Origin of the sequence: Phenylobacterium sp., assembly GCF_016124325.1 — a bacterium.
Taxonomy (GTDB): Bacteria; Pseudomonadota; Alphaproteobacteria; order Caulobacterales; family Caulobacteraceae; genus Phenylobacterium.
On sequence record NZ_WGNY01000040.1, the window covers coordinates 50,804 to 65,805 of the forward strand.

16 protein-coding genes are annotated in these 15,002 nt (G+C 70.9%); 12 read left to right on the plus strand and 4 right to left on the minus strand.

Annotated elements, in window-relative coordinates; genetic code table 11:
* Positions 1-34 precede the first annotated feature (34 nt).
* Complete coding sequence (locus GC203_RS20685) at positions 35-427, minus strand: DUF4142 domain-containing protein (protein WP_293458462.1); 393 nt, start codon at positions 425-427, stop codon at positions 35-37.
* On the opposite strand from GC203_RS20685, the gene GC203_RS20690 reads away from it, so the two are divergent.
* The 7 genes from GC203_RS20690 (at position 426) to GC203_RS20720 (ending at position 3,434) form a co-directional block, all read left to right on the plus strand.
* Complete coding sequence (locus tag GC203_RS20690) at positions 426-1,091, plus strand: hypothetical protein (protein ID WP_293458445.1); 666 nt, start codon at positions 426-428, stop codon at positions 1,089-1,091. The genes GC203_RS20685 and GC203_RS20690 overlap by 2 nt on opposite strands.
* Entirely contained in the window at positions 1,075-1,329 is a 255-nt protein-coding gene (locus tag GC203_RS20695) for a hypothetical protein (protein WP_293458446.1), read from the plus strand. The genes GC203_RS20690 and GC203_RS20695 overlap by 17 nt, the downstream gene beginning before the upstream one ends.
* A gap of 47 nt (positions 1,330-1,376) precedes the next feature.
* The gene (locus GC203_RS20700; RefSeq protein WP_293458447.1) at positions 1,377-1,925 is read left to right on the plus strand and encodes a type 1 glutamine amidotransferase domain-containing protein; all 549 of its coding nucleotides are present in this window, start codon (positions 1,377-1,379) and stop codon (positions 1,923-1,925) included.
* Positions 1,926-2,015: 90 nt separating this feature from the next.
* On the plus strand, positions 2,016-2,453 hold the full coding sequence (locus GC203_RS20705) for a CBS domain-containing protein (RefSeq protein WP_293458448.1): 438 nt from the start codon (positions 2,016-2,018) through the stop codon (positions 2,451-2,453).
* Positions 2,434-2,754: a DUF3175 domain-containing protein gene (locus GC203_RS20710; protein ID WP_293458464.1), complete on the plus strand. Its 321-nt coding sequence runs from the start codon at positions 2,434-2,436 to the stop codon at positions 2,752-2,754. Before GC203_RS20705 ends, GC203_RS20710 begins: the two co-directional genes overlap by 20 nt.
* Positions 2,751-2,996 (plus strand): hypothetical protein, encoded by a 246-nt coding sequence (locus GC203_RS20715; protein WP_293458449.1) that lies wholly within the window; start codon positions 2,751-2,753, stop codon positions 2,994-2,996. The genes GC203_RS20710 and GC203_RS20715 overlap by 4 nt, the downstream gene beginning before the upstream one ends.
* Before the next feature lie 123 nt (positions 2,997-3,119).
* Positions 3,120-3,434 (plus strand): hypothetical protein, encoded by a 315-nt coding sequence (locus GC203_RS20720; protein WP_293458451.1) that lies wholly within the window; start codon positions 3,120-3,122, stop codon positions 3,432-3,434.
* A 182-nt stretch (positions 3,435-3,616) separates the two neighbouring features.
* Here the strand turns inward: GC203_RS20720 and GC203_RS20725 are convergent, their stop codons facing one another.
* Positions 3,617-4,972, minus strand: coding sequence for an ATP-binding protein (locus GC203_RS20725; RefSeq protein ID WP_293458452.1), 1,356 nt, complete (start codon positions 4,970-4,972; stop codon positions 3,617-3,619).
* A gap of 1 nt (position 4,973) precedes the next feature.
* Positions 4,974-5,627: a response regulator transcription factor gene (locus GC203_RS20730; RefSeq protein WP_293458453.1), complete on the minus strand. Its 654-nt coding sequence runs from the start codon at positions 5,625-5,627 to the stop codon at positions 4,974-4,976.
* Between the two features lie 204 nt (positions 5,628-5,831).
* On the opposite strand from GC203_RS20730, the gene GC203_RS20735 reads away from it, so the two are divergent.
* The 3 genes from GC203_RS20735 to GC203_RS20745 are packed head-to-tail and all read left to right on the plus strand — an operon-like array spanning position 5,832 to position 11,182.
* The gene (locus GC203_RS20735) at positions 5,832-6,839 is read left to right on the plus strand and encodes an efflux RND transporter periplasmic adaptor subunit (RefSeq protein WP_293458454.1); all 1,008 of its coding nucleotides are present in this window, start codon (positions 5,832-5,834) and stop codon (positions 6,837-6,839) included.
* Between the two features lie 3 nt (positions 6,840-6,842).
* On the plus strand, positions 6,843-9,932 hold the full coding sequence (locus GC203_RS20740) for an efflux RND transporter permease subunit (RefSeq protein ID WP_293458455.1): 3,090 nt from the start codon (positions 6,843-6,845) through the stop codon (positions 9,930-9,932).
* The gene (locus GC203_RS20745; RefSeq protein ID WP_293458456.1) at positions 9,932-11,182 is read left to right on the plus strand and encodes a TolC family protein; all 1,251 of its coding nucleotides are present in this window, start codon (positions 9,932-9,934) and stop codon (positions 11,180-11,182) included. Before GC203_RS20740 ends, GC203_RS20745 begins: the two co-directional genes overlap by 1 nt.
* A gap of 79 nt (positions 11,183-11,261) precedes the next feature.
* On the opposite strand, the gene GC203_RS20750 is transcribed toward GC203_RS20745, so the two are convergent.
* On the minus strand, positions 11,262-11,726 hold the full coding sequence (locus GC203_RS20750; RefSeq protein ID WP_293458457.1) for an Lrp/AsnC family transcriptional regulator: 465 nt from the start codon (positions 11,724-11,726) through the stop codon (positions 11,262-11,264).
* Between the two features lie 134 nt (positions 11,727-11,860).
* Here GC203_RS20750 and GC203_RS20755 point away from each other — a divergent pair, with 134 nt between their 5' ends.
* Positions 11,861-14,221, plus strand: a complete 2,361-nt coding sequence (locus tag GC203_RS20755) for a transketolase (RefSeq protein WP_293458458.1) — start codon at positions 11,861-11,863, stop codon at positions 14,219-14,221.
* Between the two features lies 1 nt (position 14,222).
* Positions 14,223-15,002 (plus strand): biotin/lipoyl-containing protein (locus GC203_RS20760; RefSeq protein ID WP_293458460.1); only part of this gene is annotated, 780 nt, incomplete at its 3' end.

Consider the following 15,002-nt stretch of genomic DNA (forward strand, 5'->3'; position numbering starts at 1 on the left):
ACCGCCGGCGGCCCCGGCGGTCCGGCGCGCGCCGCTACTTCAGTTCGTCGCGGATCGTCTTGGCCCGATCGAGGTGCTGCTGGACAATCGGCGCGGTGGCCGCGGCGAACGACTTCAGCTGATCGACGTCGCCGTCCTCGGCATAGCGCTGCAACAGGTTCAAGGCGTCCTGATGCGCGTCGACCTGACCGCCCATGTAGTCCTTGTCGAACTCGGCCGGGCTAGCCTTGTTCAGGTCGTCGAGGACGGCCTGCTTGGCCTGGGGCAGCGTGGTCGGAACGGTCAGCGACTGGCCGGACGCCGTGATCGCGGCGGTCAGGTCGTTCGTCGACTTGGTGTGATCCTTGATCATCTGCGACGCGAACGACTTCACCGCGGGGCTCTGGGCGCGCTGCTGCGCCAGGCGCGCCGCCAGGATTTCGAACATGTCGCTCACGGCCGCCATTTGGACGAACACCGGGGCCGCGGTTTCGTCGGCCGGCGTTGGTATCGTCGCCGCCGGGTTGGCCGACGGGGTCGCCGCCTGTTCAGCTGGCGTCGCCGCGCCCTCGGTGTCGGTTTTGGGGCTGCAGGCGGCGGCGCTGAGCGCCGCGACGACTGTCACCGCGACGGATAGCTGGCGGTTCATGGGTATCTCCCGTTCTGGATGCGCCGCTGCACTGGCGGCGTGGGACCCAAACCCCCGGTTCACGAACCCGTTCCCCACGCTCAAGCTGGATCGGAGCGTCTCCAGCGGCGCCGTGAACCCGATCGCCGCCGTGCCGTTGTCCTTCCCAACCAAGGAGGGAATCGCGATGCCCCGCGGAGACAAGAGCAGCTACACCGACAAGCAGAAGCGCAAGGCCGAGCACATCGAGGAGGGCTACGAGAGCCGCGGCGTCAGCCATGAGGAGGCCGAACGGCGCGCCTGGGCGACGGTCAACAAGGAATCCGGCGGCGGCAACAAATCGGGCTCGGGCCGAGGCAAGGCCGAAAGCCACGCGGCCTCCCGCAAGGGCGGCCGGATCGGCGGCTCCAGCCAGTCCCACGCCAAGCGTTCCGCGGCGGCGAAGAAGGGTTGGGAGACCCGCCGCCATGAAGCCCACGGCTAGGCCGTCCGCGCCGATGGCGTCGGACATCCACCTGCGGGTGTCGCCAGCCGGTGGCGGTTGGAGTCTTGGCTGCGACCAGCGTTTCCAGCCCATCTATTTCCTGTCGGAGCTTCTGGCCCAGCGGGCTGCCGCGGCGCTGGCCGCCCAGCTCACGACGGCAGGCCATGACGTCCTGGTGGCCGTCGCCGACCGCTCCGCCCTCGTCATCGCCACCCGCCGCTACTTCGCGGACGGCTGACGCCGCGCCGAAGCAGGCGGTTCCTGAAACAGAACCCGGAGGGATCAATGCCCAACAATGAACTGCGCGGCCGCAAGGTCGCGGTGCTCGCCACCGACGGCTTCGAGGAAGTCGAGCTCACACGGCCCGTGGAGGCGTTGCGCGAAGCGGGCGCCCAGGTGGAGGTGGTCGCGCCCAAGGCCGGCCGCATCCAGGGCTTCCGCCATCACGACAAGGCGGCCGAGACGAGCGTCGACCGCGAACTCTCCGCCGCGAGCGCTAACGACTATGACGCCATCGTGCTCCCAGGCGGCGTGATCAATCCCGACGCGCTGCGCCTCGAGCCGCGCGCCATCGACTTCATCAGGGCTTTCGGCGACGCCTCGAAGCCGATCGCCGCCATCTGCCATGGGCCCTGGACGCTCATCGACGCCGGAATCGCGCGCGGTCACAGGATGACCTCCTGGCCCTCGCTCAGGACGGACCTCACGAACGCCGGCGCCGACTGGGTCGACGCGGACGTCGTCGTCGATCGCAGCCTGATCACCTCACGCAAACCCGACGACCTGCCGGCGTTCTGCGCACGCATGATCGAGACGTTCGCGGCCCGCCGCTGAACAGGCGCGTCCGTAGGAACGAGCTGGCGGCCGCCCCGTTGGATTCGATGGGCGCAACGCGGCGCCGAATCCAGACAATCGGAGTTAGCGATGAAGGTCACTGAATGCATGACCGGTGAGGTCAGGTTCGCCAGTCCCGACGACACCATCCAGCAGGCCGCCCAGGCCATGGCGGCCGGCGATATCGGGATGCTCCCGGTCGGTGAAGGCGAGCGCCTGGTCGGCGCCATCACCGACCGCGACATCGCCATACGCGCCGTGGGCGACGGCAAGGGCTGCGACGCCAAGGTGCGCGAGGTAATGAGCGCCGAGGTCCTCTACTGCTACGACGATCAGGAAGTCGACGAGGTCCTCGCCAACATGGGCGACCAGCAGCTGCGGCGCCTGCCCGTGCTCAATCGCGACAAGCGGCTCGTCGGCATCCTGTCGCTGGCCGACTGCACGGGCGGTCGCACGGCTCCGCAGGCCGGCGACGCCCTCCATCAGATCGCGCGACCGGGAGGCCAGCATTCCCAAGCGCCGCACTGATCGCGGCGACAAGCCGAGCGGAACACACGACGCCCGGCGCTGGTCGGCCAAGGCGACCGAGCAGAGCGACGCGCTCGACCTGAAGGAGCAGGTGTTCACCCAGGACAGTCCCAGGGCGATCGCGCGCTCGCTCAAGCACTCGGCCGAACGGAGCAAGCGCCGCAAGTCGAACCCGTTCCGCTCGGCGATGTCGATGCTGGCGTTCTACATCAACCGCGCGGGGAACAACCTCCCGCAGGATCGGCGGCGGATCCTCGAACAGGCGAAGACCGAACTCCGGCGGGAATTCGGCCGGCAGTGAAGCGCGGGGCGCTGGTGCTCGCGACCGGCGTCGCCACATTTGCGTTCGGGGATGCTCGGTTTGCGGGGTTCGAGAAGCGGGTCGGCAGCCGATGGAACGATGAATTACGGGCCCAAGTGCTGACCTCCGTCGCAGGCGGCGAGGGCGCCGATACAGTGATCAACATGACCGGGGGCGGTCAGATGATCCTTGTGGACGTGCAGACGAACACCCTCATCGGAGCCTGGATCTTCGGAGCCTAAGCCTACGGAAGCGCGGGTTTCGCCATCACCAGACACGAGCGCCCGACCCGTTGCCGACCGTCTCCTGGGCGACTAAATCTCGGGTCGGCCGGAGACCGTCTCATGGCACAACCCGTTGCCGTTATGGTCGCCATGATGACCTTGGCGCTCCTCACGGCGATGTCGCTGCGCGCCAACCGTCGCTTCAAGGAAGAGCGGCGCCTGCCGATGCAATGGTGGCTGGACGGCTCGGTGACTTGGACCGCGCCACGTCCCGTCGCGCTTGCGTTCATGCCCGTTCTGGCCGCGGCCTGCTTGGCGCCGTTCATCTTCCTGAAGCCGAAGGCGGGTCAGGAACACCTCGTCATACCGGTGATCATGTTCGCCGCGCTCGTCCTGCTCGGGGTGCACGCCTTGCACCTCTGGCTCATGCGATGGACCCTGGAGCGGCGGCGTTAGCGTTCACCTTGGCCGGAGCGGGCCGACGCCCGCTCACCAGCCGTCTCGGACGCCGAGGACACTCGCGCTCTCCAGGGGCGGCGGCGCGCCGCCTTCGACGCCTGGTCGAGAGGATGTCCGCCGACGACCGAGTGAGCGGATGCCGACGTTGCGATCGGGGCTGGAACGGCCGGTCGCCGATGCTATTGCGGCTGCGGCAATTCCAGGATGGCTCGCACGCCGCCGATGGGCGCCTGCTCCAGCCAGGCGCGCCCGCCGTACAGGATCGCGAGGTCACGCACGATCGACAGGCCGAGGCCCGATCCAGGCGCCTGCTCGTCCAGGCGCTGGCCGATATTGAAGACGACCTCCCAGGCTTCCGGCGGCAGGCCCGGGCCGTCATCGTCCACGGTTATTCTGATCTTGCCGGCGTCGGACGCGGCGGCGACCTCCACGCGCGAGTTGGCCCATTTCCCGGCGTTGTCCACGAGGTTGGCCACCATCTCTCCAAGATCCTGGGCCTCCACCGCCGCGACCAGCGGTCGTTCGGTGGAAAGGGCGAAAGCGACGCCGCGACGCCCGTACAGGCGCGTCATCGCCGAGATCACCGGCTCAAGCGCCGCAACCACGTCGGCGACCGCGCCGGGCGCGCTGCGCGACGCCGCCGCCCGCGCCCGCGCGATCTGGTAGTCGATCTGGCGGCGCATGCGCTCGCACTGGGCGAGGATCACATTGGCGGCCGAGCCGTCGCCGGCGGCGCGCAGCCGCTCGCCTTCGTCGACGAGAATGGCCAGCGGCGTCTTCAGCCCGTGGGCCAGGTTGCCCGCCTGGGTGCGGGCGCGCCGGATCATCTCGTGGTTGGCGTCGATCAGCGCGTTCATGTCGCGCACGAGCGGCATCACCTCGTCGGGCGCGTCCGACGGCAGGCGCGCCGCCCGGCCCTGGCGTACGTCGACCAGGTTCGCGCGCACCTTGGCCAACGGCCGCAACCCGAACCACACCTGCAAGAACGCCGCGCCGATAAGGCCCAGCGCGATCACGCCGAGCGACAGCACGAGCGTACGATTGAAGTCGGCGAGCACATTCTGCAGCAGCCGTTCGTCGGCGCCGATGCCGATGCGCAATGTCTCGCCCCCGCCCGCCAGCCTCACAGTGCGCTGGACGAGCCGCAGCTGGCCCGTGGGCCCGTCGATGAAGGAGTGGCGCTCCACGCCCGGATCGGGCGGCGGCCCGTCCAGCGGCAGGGCGGCCCCGGACAGCGACGGCGAGGCGGCCGCCTGGCCGTCGGAAGCGTCGATCTGCCAGTAGAAGCCCGAGCGGGAGGGCAGGAACCGGGGATCGCTGAGGCGGCGATGCAGGAAGGGCCGGCCCTTCGCGTCGACGTCCACCAGCGCGGCCAGCTCCGCGGCGTGGCCGTGAAGCTCCCCGTCGAACTGTTCGGTCACATGGGCGCGGAACAGCTCCGACAGCGCCAGGCCGCTCAGCGCCACCCCGCCGCAGATCCACACGACCGACCCGATGATGAGCCGCGCCCGGAAGCTCTTCCAGAACCGGCCCATGCTATCCCATCCGGTAACCGAGGCCGCGGATCGTGCGGATCGCGTCGCGCCCGAGCTTCTTGCGCAGGCGCGCGACATAGACCTCGATGGTGTTGGACTCGCGCATGTCGTCCATGGCGTAGACGTGGTCGGCAAGTTCGGTCTGGGAGACGATGCGTCCCGCCCGGTACATCAGATAGCTGAGGATCCGCAGCTCGCGGGCGGTGAGTTCGACCGGCTGTCCGGAGACCTCCACGAGCCTGGCGCCGGCGTCGAGCGAGACATCGCCGACCCGCAACACCGACGAGGCCGCGCCCGCCGAGCGGCGCACCAGGGCGCGCAGCCGCGCCACCACCTCGGCGGCCTGGAACGGCTTGCCCATATAGTCGTCGGCGCCCGCGTTCAGCCCCTCGACACGCTCGGTCCAAGCGTCGCGCGCGGTCAGCACCAGGACCGGCGTGTCGCGGCCGGCGCGGCGCCAGCGCTTGAGCACCTCCAGCCCGGTCATCTTGGGCAGTCCCAGATCCAGCACCACCGCGTCGAAATCCTGCGTCTCGCCCAGGAACAGCGCATCCGGTCCGTCGTCGGCATAGTCGACCGCGAAGCCCGCCTCGCCCAGGGCAAGGCCGAGCCGACGCGCGAGTTCGGCGTCATCTTCGGCGAGCAGGATCCGCATCTAAGCCTCGTTTCGGCCGAGGGCGTAGCACAGCCCACCTGAAACCTGCCTGAAAGCGCCCCGGCGCGCATCCGAGTTCAGCTTCGTTTCAGCTCCGGTTCAGGGTGGTTTCAGCGGGCCGCGTCAGACAGGCGGCCAGCGCCCCTTGGGAACCCCGAAATGTTCAGACGACGCTATTGGGCCGTCGTTGCGAGCACGCTCGCAATGGCCTTGCCGCAGATCGCGGCGAGCGCTCCGCCCGCCGTTCCGCTCACCGCCGCCCAGGCGCGCAACATGGGCCTGCGAACGGCGACGGCCACCGCCGCGACGGAAGCGGCGCTCGCCACCCTGCCCGGCGTGACGACGCCGCCGCTGAACGGCCGGGTGATCGTCTCCGCGCCCTTCGCCGGAACCGTCGTTCAGGTGGATGTGCTGGAGGGCCAGGCGGTCAAGGCGGGCCAGCGGCTCGCCGTCGTGTACAGCCAGGACGCCCTGCGCGTGTCGTCCGCGCTTGTCGCCGCCCAGGCTGAGGCGCGAACGGCGGAGGCCGCCGCCAGGCGCGCCCGCACCCTGGCCAACGAAGGCATCATCGCCGGCGCCCGCGCAGAGGAGGCCGAGGCGCGCGCCGCCCAGGCCCGCGCGATGGCCTCCGAGAACAGCAGACTCCTGGCCGGCGCCGGCGGCGGCACGGGAAAGGCGGGCGAGTACGCGCTGCGCGCGCCGATCTCCGGGCACATCTCGCAGCTGAGCCTGCAGCCCGGCGGCGGGGTGGAGGCCATGGCGCCCGCCATCGTGGTCGACCGCGACGATCGGCTGTGGGTCGAGGCCCGGCTTCCCGCCGCCCTGATCGGCCAGGTCAAGGTCGGCGCGGGCGTCGAAGTCGGCGGCGTGCGCGGCCGCGTCGTCGCCGCCGGCACGGCGATCGATCCCCGCACGCGCTCGGCGGTGCTTCGCGCCGAACTGCCGCCCGGCACGGGCCTGGCGCCCGGCCGCGCGGTCCAGCTCACCGTCATGGGTTCGGCCCCGGCGGGCTCGGTCGCGGTGCCGCGATCCAGCCTGACGCGCCTCGACGGCCGCGACGCGGTGTTCGTGCGGGCCTCCGACGGCTATCGGCCCCAGATCGTGACCGTCCAGGGCGTGTCCCGGACCCTCGCCGTGGTCACGGGGCTCGCCCCGGGCGCGGTCGTCGCAAGCGCCGGCGTGAGCCAGCTCAAGGCCGCGGCAGGGCGCTGATCCATGCTGTCCCGCCTCGTCTCCATCGCGCTGTCCCAGCGCCTTATGATCGTCGTCGCGGCCTTCGGCCTGATCGTCGCCGGATGGTCGGCCTACCGCCAGCTGCCCGTCGACGCGTTCCCGGACATCTCGCCCACCCAGGTGAAGATCATCCTGAAGGCCCCCGGCATGACGCCGGAGGAAGTCGAGAACCAGGTCATCACGCCCCTGGAGATGGAGCTCCTGGGCATCCCGAACCAGACGATCCTGCGCTCGACGGCCAAGTACGCGATCGCCGACATCACCCTCGACTTCAAGGAAGGCGTCGACGTCTACTGGGCGCGGCAGCAGACCGCCGAGCGTCTCGCCAACGCCATGGCGAGCCTGCCCTCGATCGTTTCGGGCGGCCTGTCGCCGATCTCCACGCCGCTGTCGGACGTCTACATGTTCACGCTGGAGGGCGGCGGGCTGAGCCTGGAGGAACGCCGCACGCTCCTGGACTGGACCGTGCGCCCGGCCCTGCGCGGCCTGCCCGGCGTCGCCGACGTCAATGTCCTGGGCGGACGCGCCCGCGCCTTCGAGATCATTCCCGACCCTGCCGCCCTGGCCAGCGCGGGCCTGACCGCCGCCCAACTCAGGCGCGCCATAGAGGCCGCCAATCGCAACGACGGCGCCGGTCGCCTGATCGAAGGCGAAGAGGCTCTCATCGTGCGCGTGGTGGGCGCCGCGACCTCGCTGGAGGACCTTCGCGCCACCGCCATCGAGCTGCCCGGCGGCGGCGCGGTGCGCCTGGGCGACGTGGCGCAGGTTCGCACCGGGGCGCTCACCCGCTACGGGGCCGTCACCGAGAACGGAAAGGGAGAGGCCGCCGAGGCCATCGTCATCGCCCTGCGCGGCGCCGACGCCAGCGCCGTGGTCAGGGCCGTCAAGGCGCGCCTCCAGGAGGTCAAGGCGACGCTGCCCCCCGGGGTCGAGATCAAGCCGTTCTACGACCGCTCCGAACTCGTCGAGCGGGCGACGGGCACGGTGATCCACGCGCTGATGGAAGCCACGATCCTGGTGGTCATCCTGCTGGTGCTGTTCCTCGGCGAATGGCGCGCGGCGGTGGTCGTGGCGGTGACCCTGCCGTTCGCCGCGCTTTCGACCTTCCTGCTCATGCGGGCCTTCGGCCTCTCGGCCAACCTGATGAGCCTGGGCGGGCTGGCGATCGCCATCGGCATGCTGGTCGACGCCGCCGTCGTCGTGGTCGAGAACACGGTCGAGCGCCTGACCGATCCGGAGGCGTCGCGGTCCCGCAAGCTGCACCTGATCTACGAGGCCGCGCGGGAAGTCGCCGTCCCGGTGGTCTCCGGCGTCCTGATCATCTGCCTGGTCTTCATGCCGCTGCTCAGCCTGCAGGGTCTCGAGGGCAAGCTGTTCGCGCCGGTGGCCCTGACCATCGTCTTCGCCCTGGCCGCCTCGCTCGTCCTGTCCTTCACCCTGATCCCGGTGCTGGCCTCGTTCCTCCTGAAGGCGTCGCCCCATCACGAGTCCTGGCTGATGCGCAGGATCGGGCCGTTCTACGAGCGCCTGCTCGCTCGCTCCCTGGCCAAGCCCATGCCGGTGATCGCCGCCGCCGCGATCGGCATGGCCGCCGCCGGCGCCGGCTATGTCCTCGTCGGCAAGAGCTTCATGCCGACCATGGACGAGGGCGCGATCCTGATGCAGCTCGCCAAGCTGCCGTCCATCAATCTGGACGAAAGCGCCAGGCAGGACATGGCGGTGCAGCGCGCGGTCCTGGCCCGCGTGCCGGAGGTCAAGCGCATCGTCGCCCGCGTCGGCTCCGACGAGCTGGGGCTCGATCCCATGGGCCTCAATGAGACCGACAGCTTCCTGGTGCTGGCGCCCAAGAGCGAGTGGCGGCGCAAGGACAAGGCCTGGCTCACCGACCAGATCCGCAAGGTCGCCGCCGACTTCCCCGGCGTGGACTCGGCGTTCACCCAGCCGATCGAGATGCGCGTCTCGGAGATGCTGACCGGCAGCCGCGGCGACCTGGCCGTGAAGGTGTTCGGCCCGGATCTGGCGACCCTCGGCGATCTGGCCACCCGCATCCAGTCGACCATCAAGGCGACGCCAGGCGCCGCCGATGTCTACACCGTGGCCGGCGACAGCGTGGACTATCTGCAGCTTGAGATGGACCGCGGCGCGGCCAGCCGCTCGGGCCTGTCGATCGAGGCCGTCCAAAGCGAACTTCGCGCGCAGATCGAGGGCGAACCGGCGGGTGTGGTCTTCGAGCCCGGTCGGCGCACGCCGGTGCTCGTCCGCGGTCCTGAGGACGCCCGCGCCCGACCCGAGGCCCTCGAGCAGATCGAGATCGCCACCCCCGACGGCGGCTTCGCCCGGGTCGGCGACCTGGCGCGGGTCGAACGCGTCCAGGGGCCTGTGAAGATCGACCGCGAGAACGCCTCACGCTTCGCGGTGGTGCAGGCCTATGTCACCGGCCGCGACCTGGTGGGGTTCGTCAAGGAGGCCCAGGCGCGCGTCGCCCGCGACGTGCCGATGCCGCAGGGCTACCGCCTGGTCTGGGGCGGCCAGTTCGAGAACCAGCGTCGCGCCGCCGCCCGCCTGGGCGTCGTGGTGCCCGCCGCCCTGGCGCTGATCTTCCTGGTGCTGTTCGTCACCCTGCGGTCCGTGCGCCAGGCCCTGCTGATCCTCGCCAACATTCCCTTCGCGGTGATCGGCGGGATGCTGAGCCTGTGGGTTTCGGGCCAGTACCTCTCGGTGCCGGCTTCCGTCGGCTTCATCGCGCTCCTCGGCATCGCCGTTCTGAACGGCCTGGTGCTCGTGTCCCACTTCAACGACCTGATCCAGCGAGGCCTGGCGGTGGGCGAGGCGGTGACGGAGGGCGCGCGCCGACGGCTGCGGCCGGTGCTGATGACCGCCTCGATCACGGCGCTGGGCCTCGCACCCCTGCTGCTCGCCAAGGGACCCGGCTCGGAGATCCAGAAGCCGCTCGCCATCGTCGTGGTCGGCGGGCTGGTCACCTCCACCTTCCTCACCCTGATCCTGCTTCCAATCCTCTATCGGCGCTTCGGCATGGAGCGCGGCGCCGCCGCCCTGGAGGCCGCCGACTGATGCGCACGCTCGCCCTTCTCGCTTCGGCCCTGGTCCTCGCGCCCGCGGCCGCCCTCGCCTCCGACCCCGGCATGGCCCGCCCCGGGTTCCTGCCGCCGGACGCCATGATCCTCGACACGCTCGAAGCCACGCCCCAGCTCGCCGAGGCCCGCGCGCTGCTGGGCGCGGCCCGCGCGGACCAGCGCATCCTGAACGCCGGCGAGCACGAGACCGTCTTCACCGCCGCCTTCGACGACCGCAGGGTGCGCAAGGAAGGCAACTATTCGGAATGGTCGGTTCAGGCCGCCCGGGGGCTCCGGCTGCCCGGCAAGGCGGAAATGGATCGCGCCGCCGGACGCGCCGGCCTGAAGGCCGCTGAAGACAGTGTGGACGATGCGCGCCACCAGGCGTCCCTGGTCCTGATCGATCGATGGCTGTCCTGGGCCGAAGCCGCCGGACGGCGCGCCCTGGCCGAGGCCGAGCTCGCGACCTACGCCCGGGAGGCCGCCGCCCTCGCCCGTCGTGTCGAGCTGAAGGACGCCGCGCCCCTTGATCTCGACCAAGCCCGCGGCGCCGAAGCCCGGGCCCGGGCCGCCGCGGCTCAGGCCGCCGGCGCCGAAGCCGCCGCCCGGGCCGACGTGGAGATGATGTTTCCCGGCCTGGCGCCGGCCAACGCCCCCGAGTTGTCGCCCCCCGCGGCGCCCGACCGTCCCTTCCAGGCCTGGACCGATATCATCCTCGAGCGCAGCCACGAGATCACCATCGCCCGCGCCCTGGCCGACCGCGAACGGTTCCTGGCGACCCGCGTGCGTCGCGACCGCCTGCCCGATCCGACGCTGGGCGTGCGCACCTTTTCCGAACGCGGCGGCGAGGAGAGCGGCATCGGCCTCTTCGTCTCCATCCCGTTCAGCGGGCCGCGCCGGAGCGCCGCCGCCGATCGCCAGGCGGCGGAGGCCTCGGCCGCCGAGGCGCGCTTCGCCATGGTTGCGCGGGACGTGCGGGCGACCGCGCGCGGCGACGTCATCGCGGCCTCGGCGGCGCTGGACGCCTGGAACGCCGCCAACGGCGCGCGCGCGGCCTCCGAACAGACGGCCAGGCGCATCGCCCGGGCCTATGAGCTCGGCGAGCGCGACCTGAGCGATCGGCTGCTGGCCGAGCGGCAGGACTTCGAGGCCCGGCGGGCCGAACTGGCCGCCCGCGCGGAGGCCCACAAGCGGCTCCTGCGCATGGCCCTGGACGCCCACGAGTTGTGGCTTTCCGAGGAGCAGTAGGCTTCGGCGACCAGGGGCCCAGGCGCCCGCTTCGAGGCGGGCGATGACGCTGGCCCCCAGCCCCTCCCCGGCCCTGATCCTAGACCGGCAACTCCGTCCGATACACGATCGGTCGAAACGCGAGGCTGGAGTGGATCTTTGCGACGCCCGGGATGCGGGCCAGCTTCTCGCGCAGGAAGCTCTCGTAGTCCGAGAGGCTCTTCGCCACGACGCGAAGCTGATAGTCGACCTCGCCGGTCATCAGATAGCATTCCAGCACTTCGGGCCAGCGCGAGACCTCGCGCTCGAACTGGTCGAGCTGGGAGGCGTCCTGGCTGGCCAGGGCCACGCGCGCGAACGCGGTGATCTGAAGCCCCACGGACGCGGCGTCGACAAGCGCGACGTAGCGGTCGATCGCGCCCGCTTCCTCGAGGCGGCGCATCCGCCTCAGGCAAGGGCTCGGCGAGAGACCGACCCGGTCCGACAGCTCCTGATTGGTCAGCCGCCCGTCGCGCTGCAGTTCCAGCAGGATCCTGCGATCGATCGCATCAAGGTCGACTTGCACGGGGTCCCTTGCAGATTCTGCCAAGCAATTCGCATGCGGTAGCAGAATATGGCGCTGCGCGCTCGCATCATGGACGTCTTCGCCAGAAATCGTCTCCGGGAAGATGGTAGTCAGCCACGTCCCATGGAGGCGACATGGCCAATCCCCTTCCCAGATCGCAGGTCGCGGCGCCGACGGCGCGCCTGCGCGCCCTGACCCACCTCGACGCCCGGCTGCGCTGGCTGGCGATCTGGACGATCCACAACGCCAATCACCTGCGCGAGAGCCGCGGCGGGCTCAAGGTCGGCGGACACCAGGCAAGTTGCGCCTCCATGACCACGATCCTCACGGCGCTCTATTTCCACGCCCTGCGCCCGCAGGACCGGGTCGCCGTGAAGCCGCACGCCAGCCCGGTGTTCCATGCGGCGCAGTACCTCATGGGCCGCCAGACGCGGGCGCAGCTCGAAGCCTTCCGCAGCTTCGGCGGGGCGCAGTCCTATCCGTCACGGACCAAGGACAAGGACGACGTCGACTTCTCGACCGGCTCGGTCGGCCTGGGCGTGGCGATCACCGCCTTCGCCGCCCTGACGCAGGACTATCTCCAGGGCCACGGCCTGCTGGACCCCGATCGCAAGGGCCGGTTCGTGGCCACCCTGGGCGACGCCGAACTCGACGAGGGCAACATCTATGAGTGCCTGATCGAGGCCTATAAGCACGATATCCGCAATTGCTGGTGGATCGTCGACTACAACCGCCAAAGCCTCGACGCGACCACCGCCGACCGGATGTTCGACCGGTTCGACGACATCTTCGAGACCGCGGGGTGGCGGGTCGTGACCCTGAAATGGGGCAAGGGCCAGGAGCGCGCGTTCTCCCGCCCCGGCGGCGCGGCGCTCAAGGCCTGGATCGAGGCCTGCTCCAACGCCGAATACGCCGCCCTGACCTACCAGGGCGGAGCGGCCTGGCGTGCGCGCCTGATGGTCGACATCGGCCGCAGGCCCGGCGTGCGCGCGCTGCTGCAGAGCTTCTCCGACGACGAGCTGCACCAGCTCATGATCGGACTGGGCGGCCATTGCATCGAGACGCTGATCGAAGCGTTCGAGGCCGCGCAGGACGACACGCCCACCCTCTTCATCGCCTACACGGTGAAGGGCTTCGGCCTGCCCCTGCAGGGCCACAAGGACAACCACGCGGGGCTGATGACGCCGGCCCAGATCGAAACGGTGCGGACCGGATTGGGCGTGCCGGAGGGCCGCGAGTGGGAGCCGTTCGCGGGCCTGTCCGACGACGACGCGGAAGCCGTGCGGGTGGCCATCGCCACGGCCCCCTTCGCCCAGCCCGCCGAACGTCGCTTCGCCGCCGCGCCCGTGCCGGTTCCGGATCGCGCGGCGTTTCCAGACCCGGAGGGCGCCGAGCAATCCACCCAGGCGGCCTTCGGACGCATCCTGCTGGACCTCGCCAAGTCGGGCCACCCGATCGCCGACCGGATCGTCACCACCAGCCCGGACGTGACCGTTTCGACCAATCTCGGCGGGTTCGTGAACCAGCGCGGCCTCTTCCGCCGGCGCGAGACGGCCGACGTCTTCCGCGACGCCAGGATCCCGTCGCCCCAGAAGTGGGCCGGCGGCGGCGCCGGCCAGCATGTCGAGCTGGGCATCGCCGAGCACAACCTGTTCCTGAACCTGGCCGCCCTCGGTCTCTCGGCGCCGCTGTTCGGCCAACGACTGCTGCCGGTGGGGACGGTCTACGACCCGTTCATCTCCCGCGGGCTCGATGCGCTGAACTATGCCTGCTACCAGGACGCCCGCTTCATGCTGGTCGCCACGCCCAGCGGCGTGACACTGGGGCCGGAAGGCGGCGCGCACCAGTCGATCTACACCCCCCTCATCGGCATGGGCCAACCGGGGCTGACCTATTTCGAGCCCGCCTTCGTGGACGAGCTGGCCGAGGTGATGCGCTGGTCCTTCGGCCACATGCAGGCCGACGACGGCGGATCGGTCTACCTGCGACTGACCACGCGGCCGCTGCGGCAGGTCGAGCGCGAGGACGACGGCTGGCGCGAGGACGCCCTCAGGGGCGCCTATTGGCTCAGGCCGCCCGCGCCCGGCGCGGAGGCCGCGATCGCCTTCTGCGGGGCCGTGGCGCCCGAGGTGCTGGAGGCGGCGGAGGCGCTGGCCGAGGACATCCCAGGGCTGGGCGTGCTGAACGTCGTCTCGCCTGGCCTTCTCCACCGCGACTGGATGGCGTCTCGCCGGGACCGATGGGGCGGCGGCGGCCGACGCGAGAGCCACGCCGAAGCGCTGCTCCGGCGCCTCGCGGCGGACGCCGGCCTCGTCACCGTGATCGACGGGTCGCCGGCGACCCTGTCCTGGCTGGGCGGCGTTCGCGGCCAGCGGGTCTCGTCGCTGGGCGTCGACGGCTTCGGCCAGGTCGGCGACATCCCGGATCTATACCGCCACTACCGCCTCGACGTGGACGCCATCGTCGAAGCCTGCGCCGACCTGTTCTGCGACTGACATGACCATCCAGATCCTGATGCCCGCCCTGTCGCCCACCATGGAGGAGGGCACGCTGGCGAAGTGGCACGTGAAGGTGGGCGACAAGGTCTCCTCGGGCGACGTGATCGCCGAGATCGAGACCGACAAGGCCACCATGGAGGTCGAGGCCGTCGACGAAGGCGTGGTCGAGGAGATCCTGGTGCCGGAGGGCACCGAAGGCGTGAAGGTCAACGCGCCGATCGCCCGACTGTCCGGCGAGGACGGCGCCTCGGCCCCGCCGCCGCCGAAGCCGGCCGAAGCGCCCAGCTCCTCCCCCGCGAGCGGGGGAGGTGGCGTCCCGGACCCGGTCCGGGGCGACGGAGGGGGCACGGCTCCGGCGGCCGCCCCCACCACCGCTTCGCGGTCCTCCTCGCCCGCGCGCGGGGGAGGAGCCCAAGGCGCCCGCATCTTCGCCTCGCCGCTGGCCAGGCGGCTGGCCGAGCAGAAGGGGATCGACCTTTCGGCGATCGCGGGCTCTGGCCCGCACGGGCGCATCGTCAAGGTCGACATTGAGGCCGCCAAGCCCGGCCAGGCCAAGCCCGCGCCGGCGTCGGCCGGCGCCGCTCCGGCGGCCGCGCCGCGCCAGGCCCAGAGCCTGGAGCAGATGGGCATAGCGCCCGGCAGCTACGACCTGATCCCGCTGGACGGCATGAGGAAGACCGTGGCGCGGCGGATGACCGACAGCTTCCGCGACGTGCCGCACTTCCCGCTGAACATCGACATCGAGATCGATGCGCTGCTGGCGGCCCGGGCGAAGATC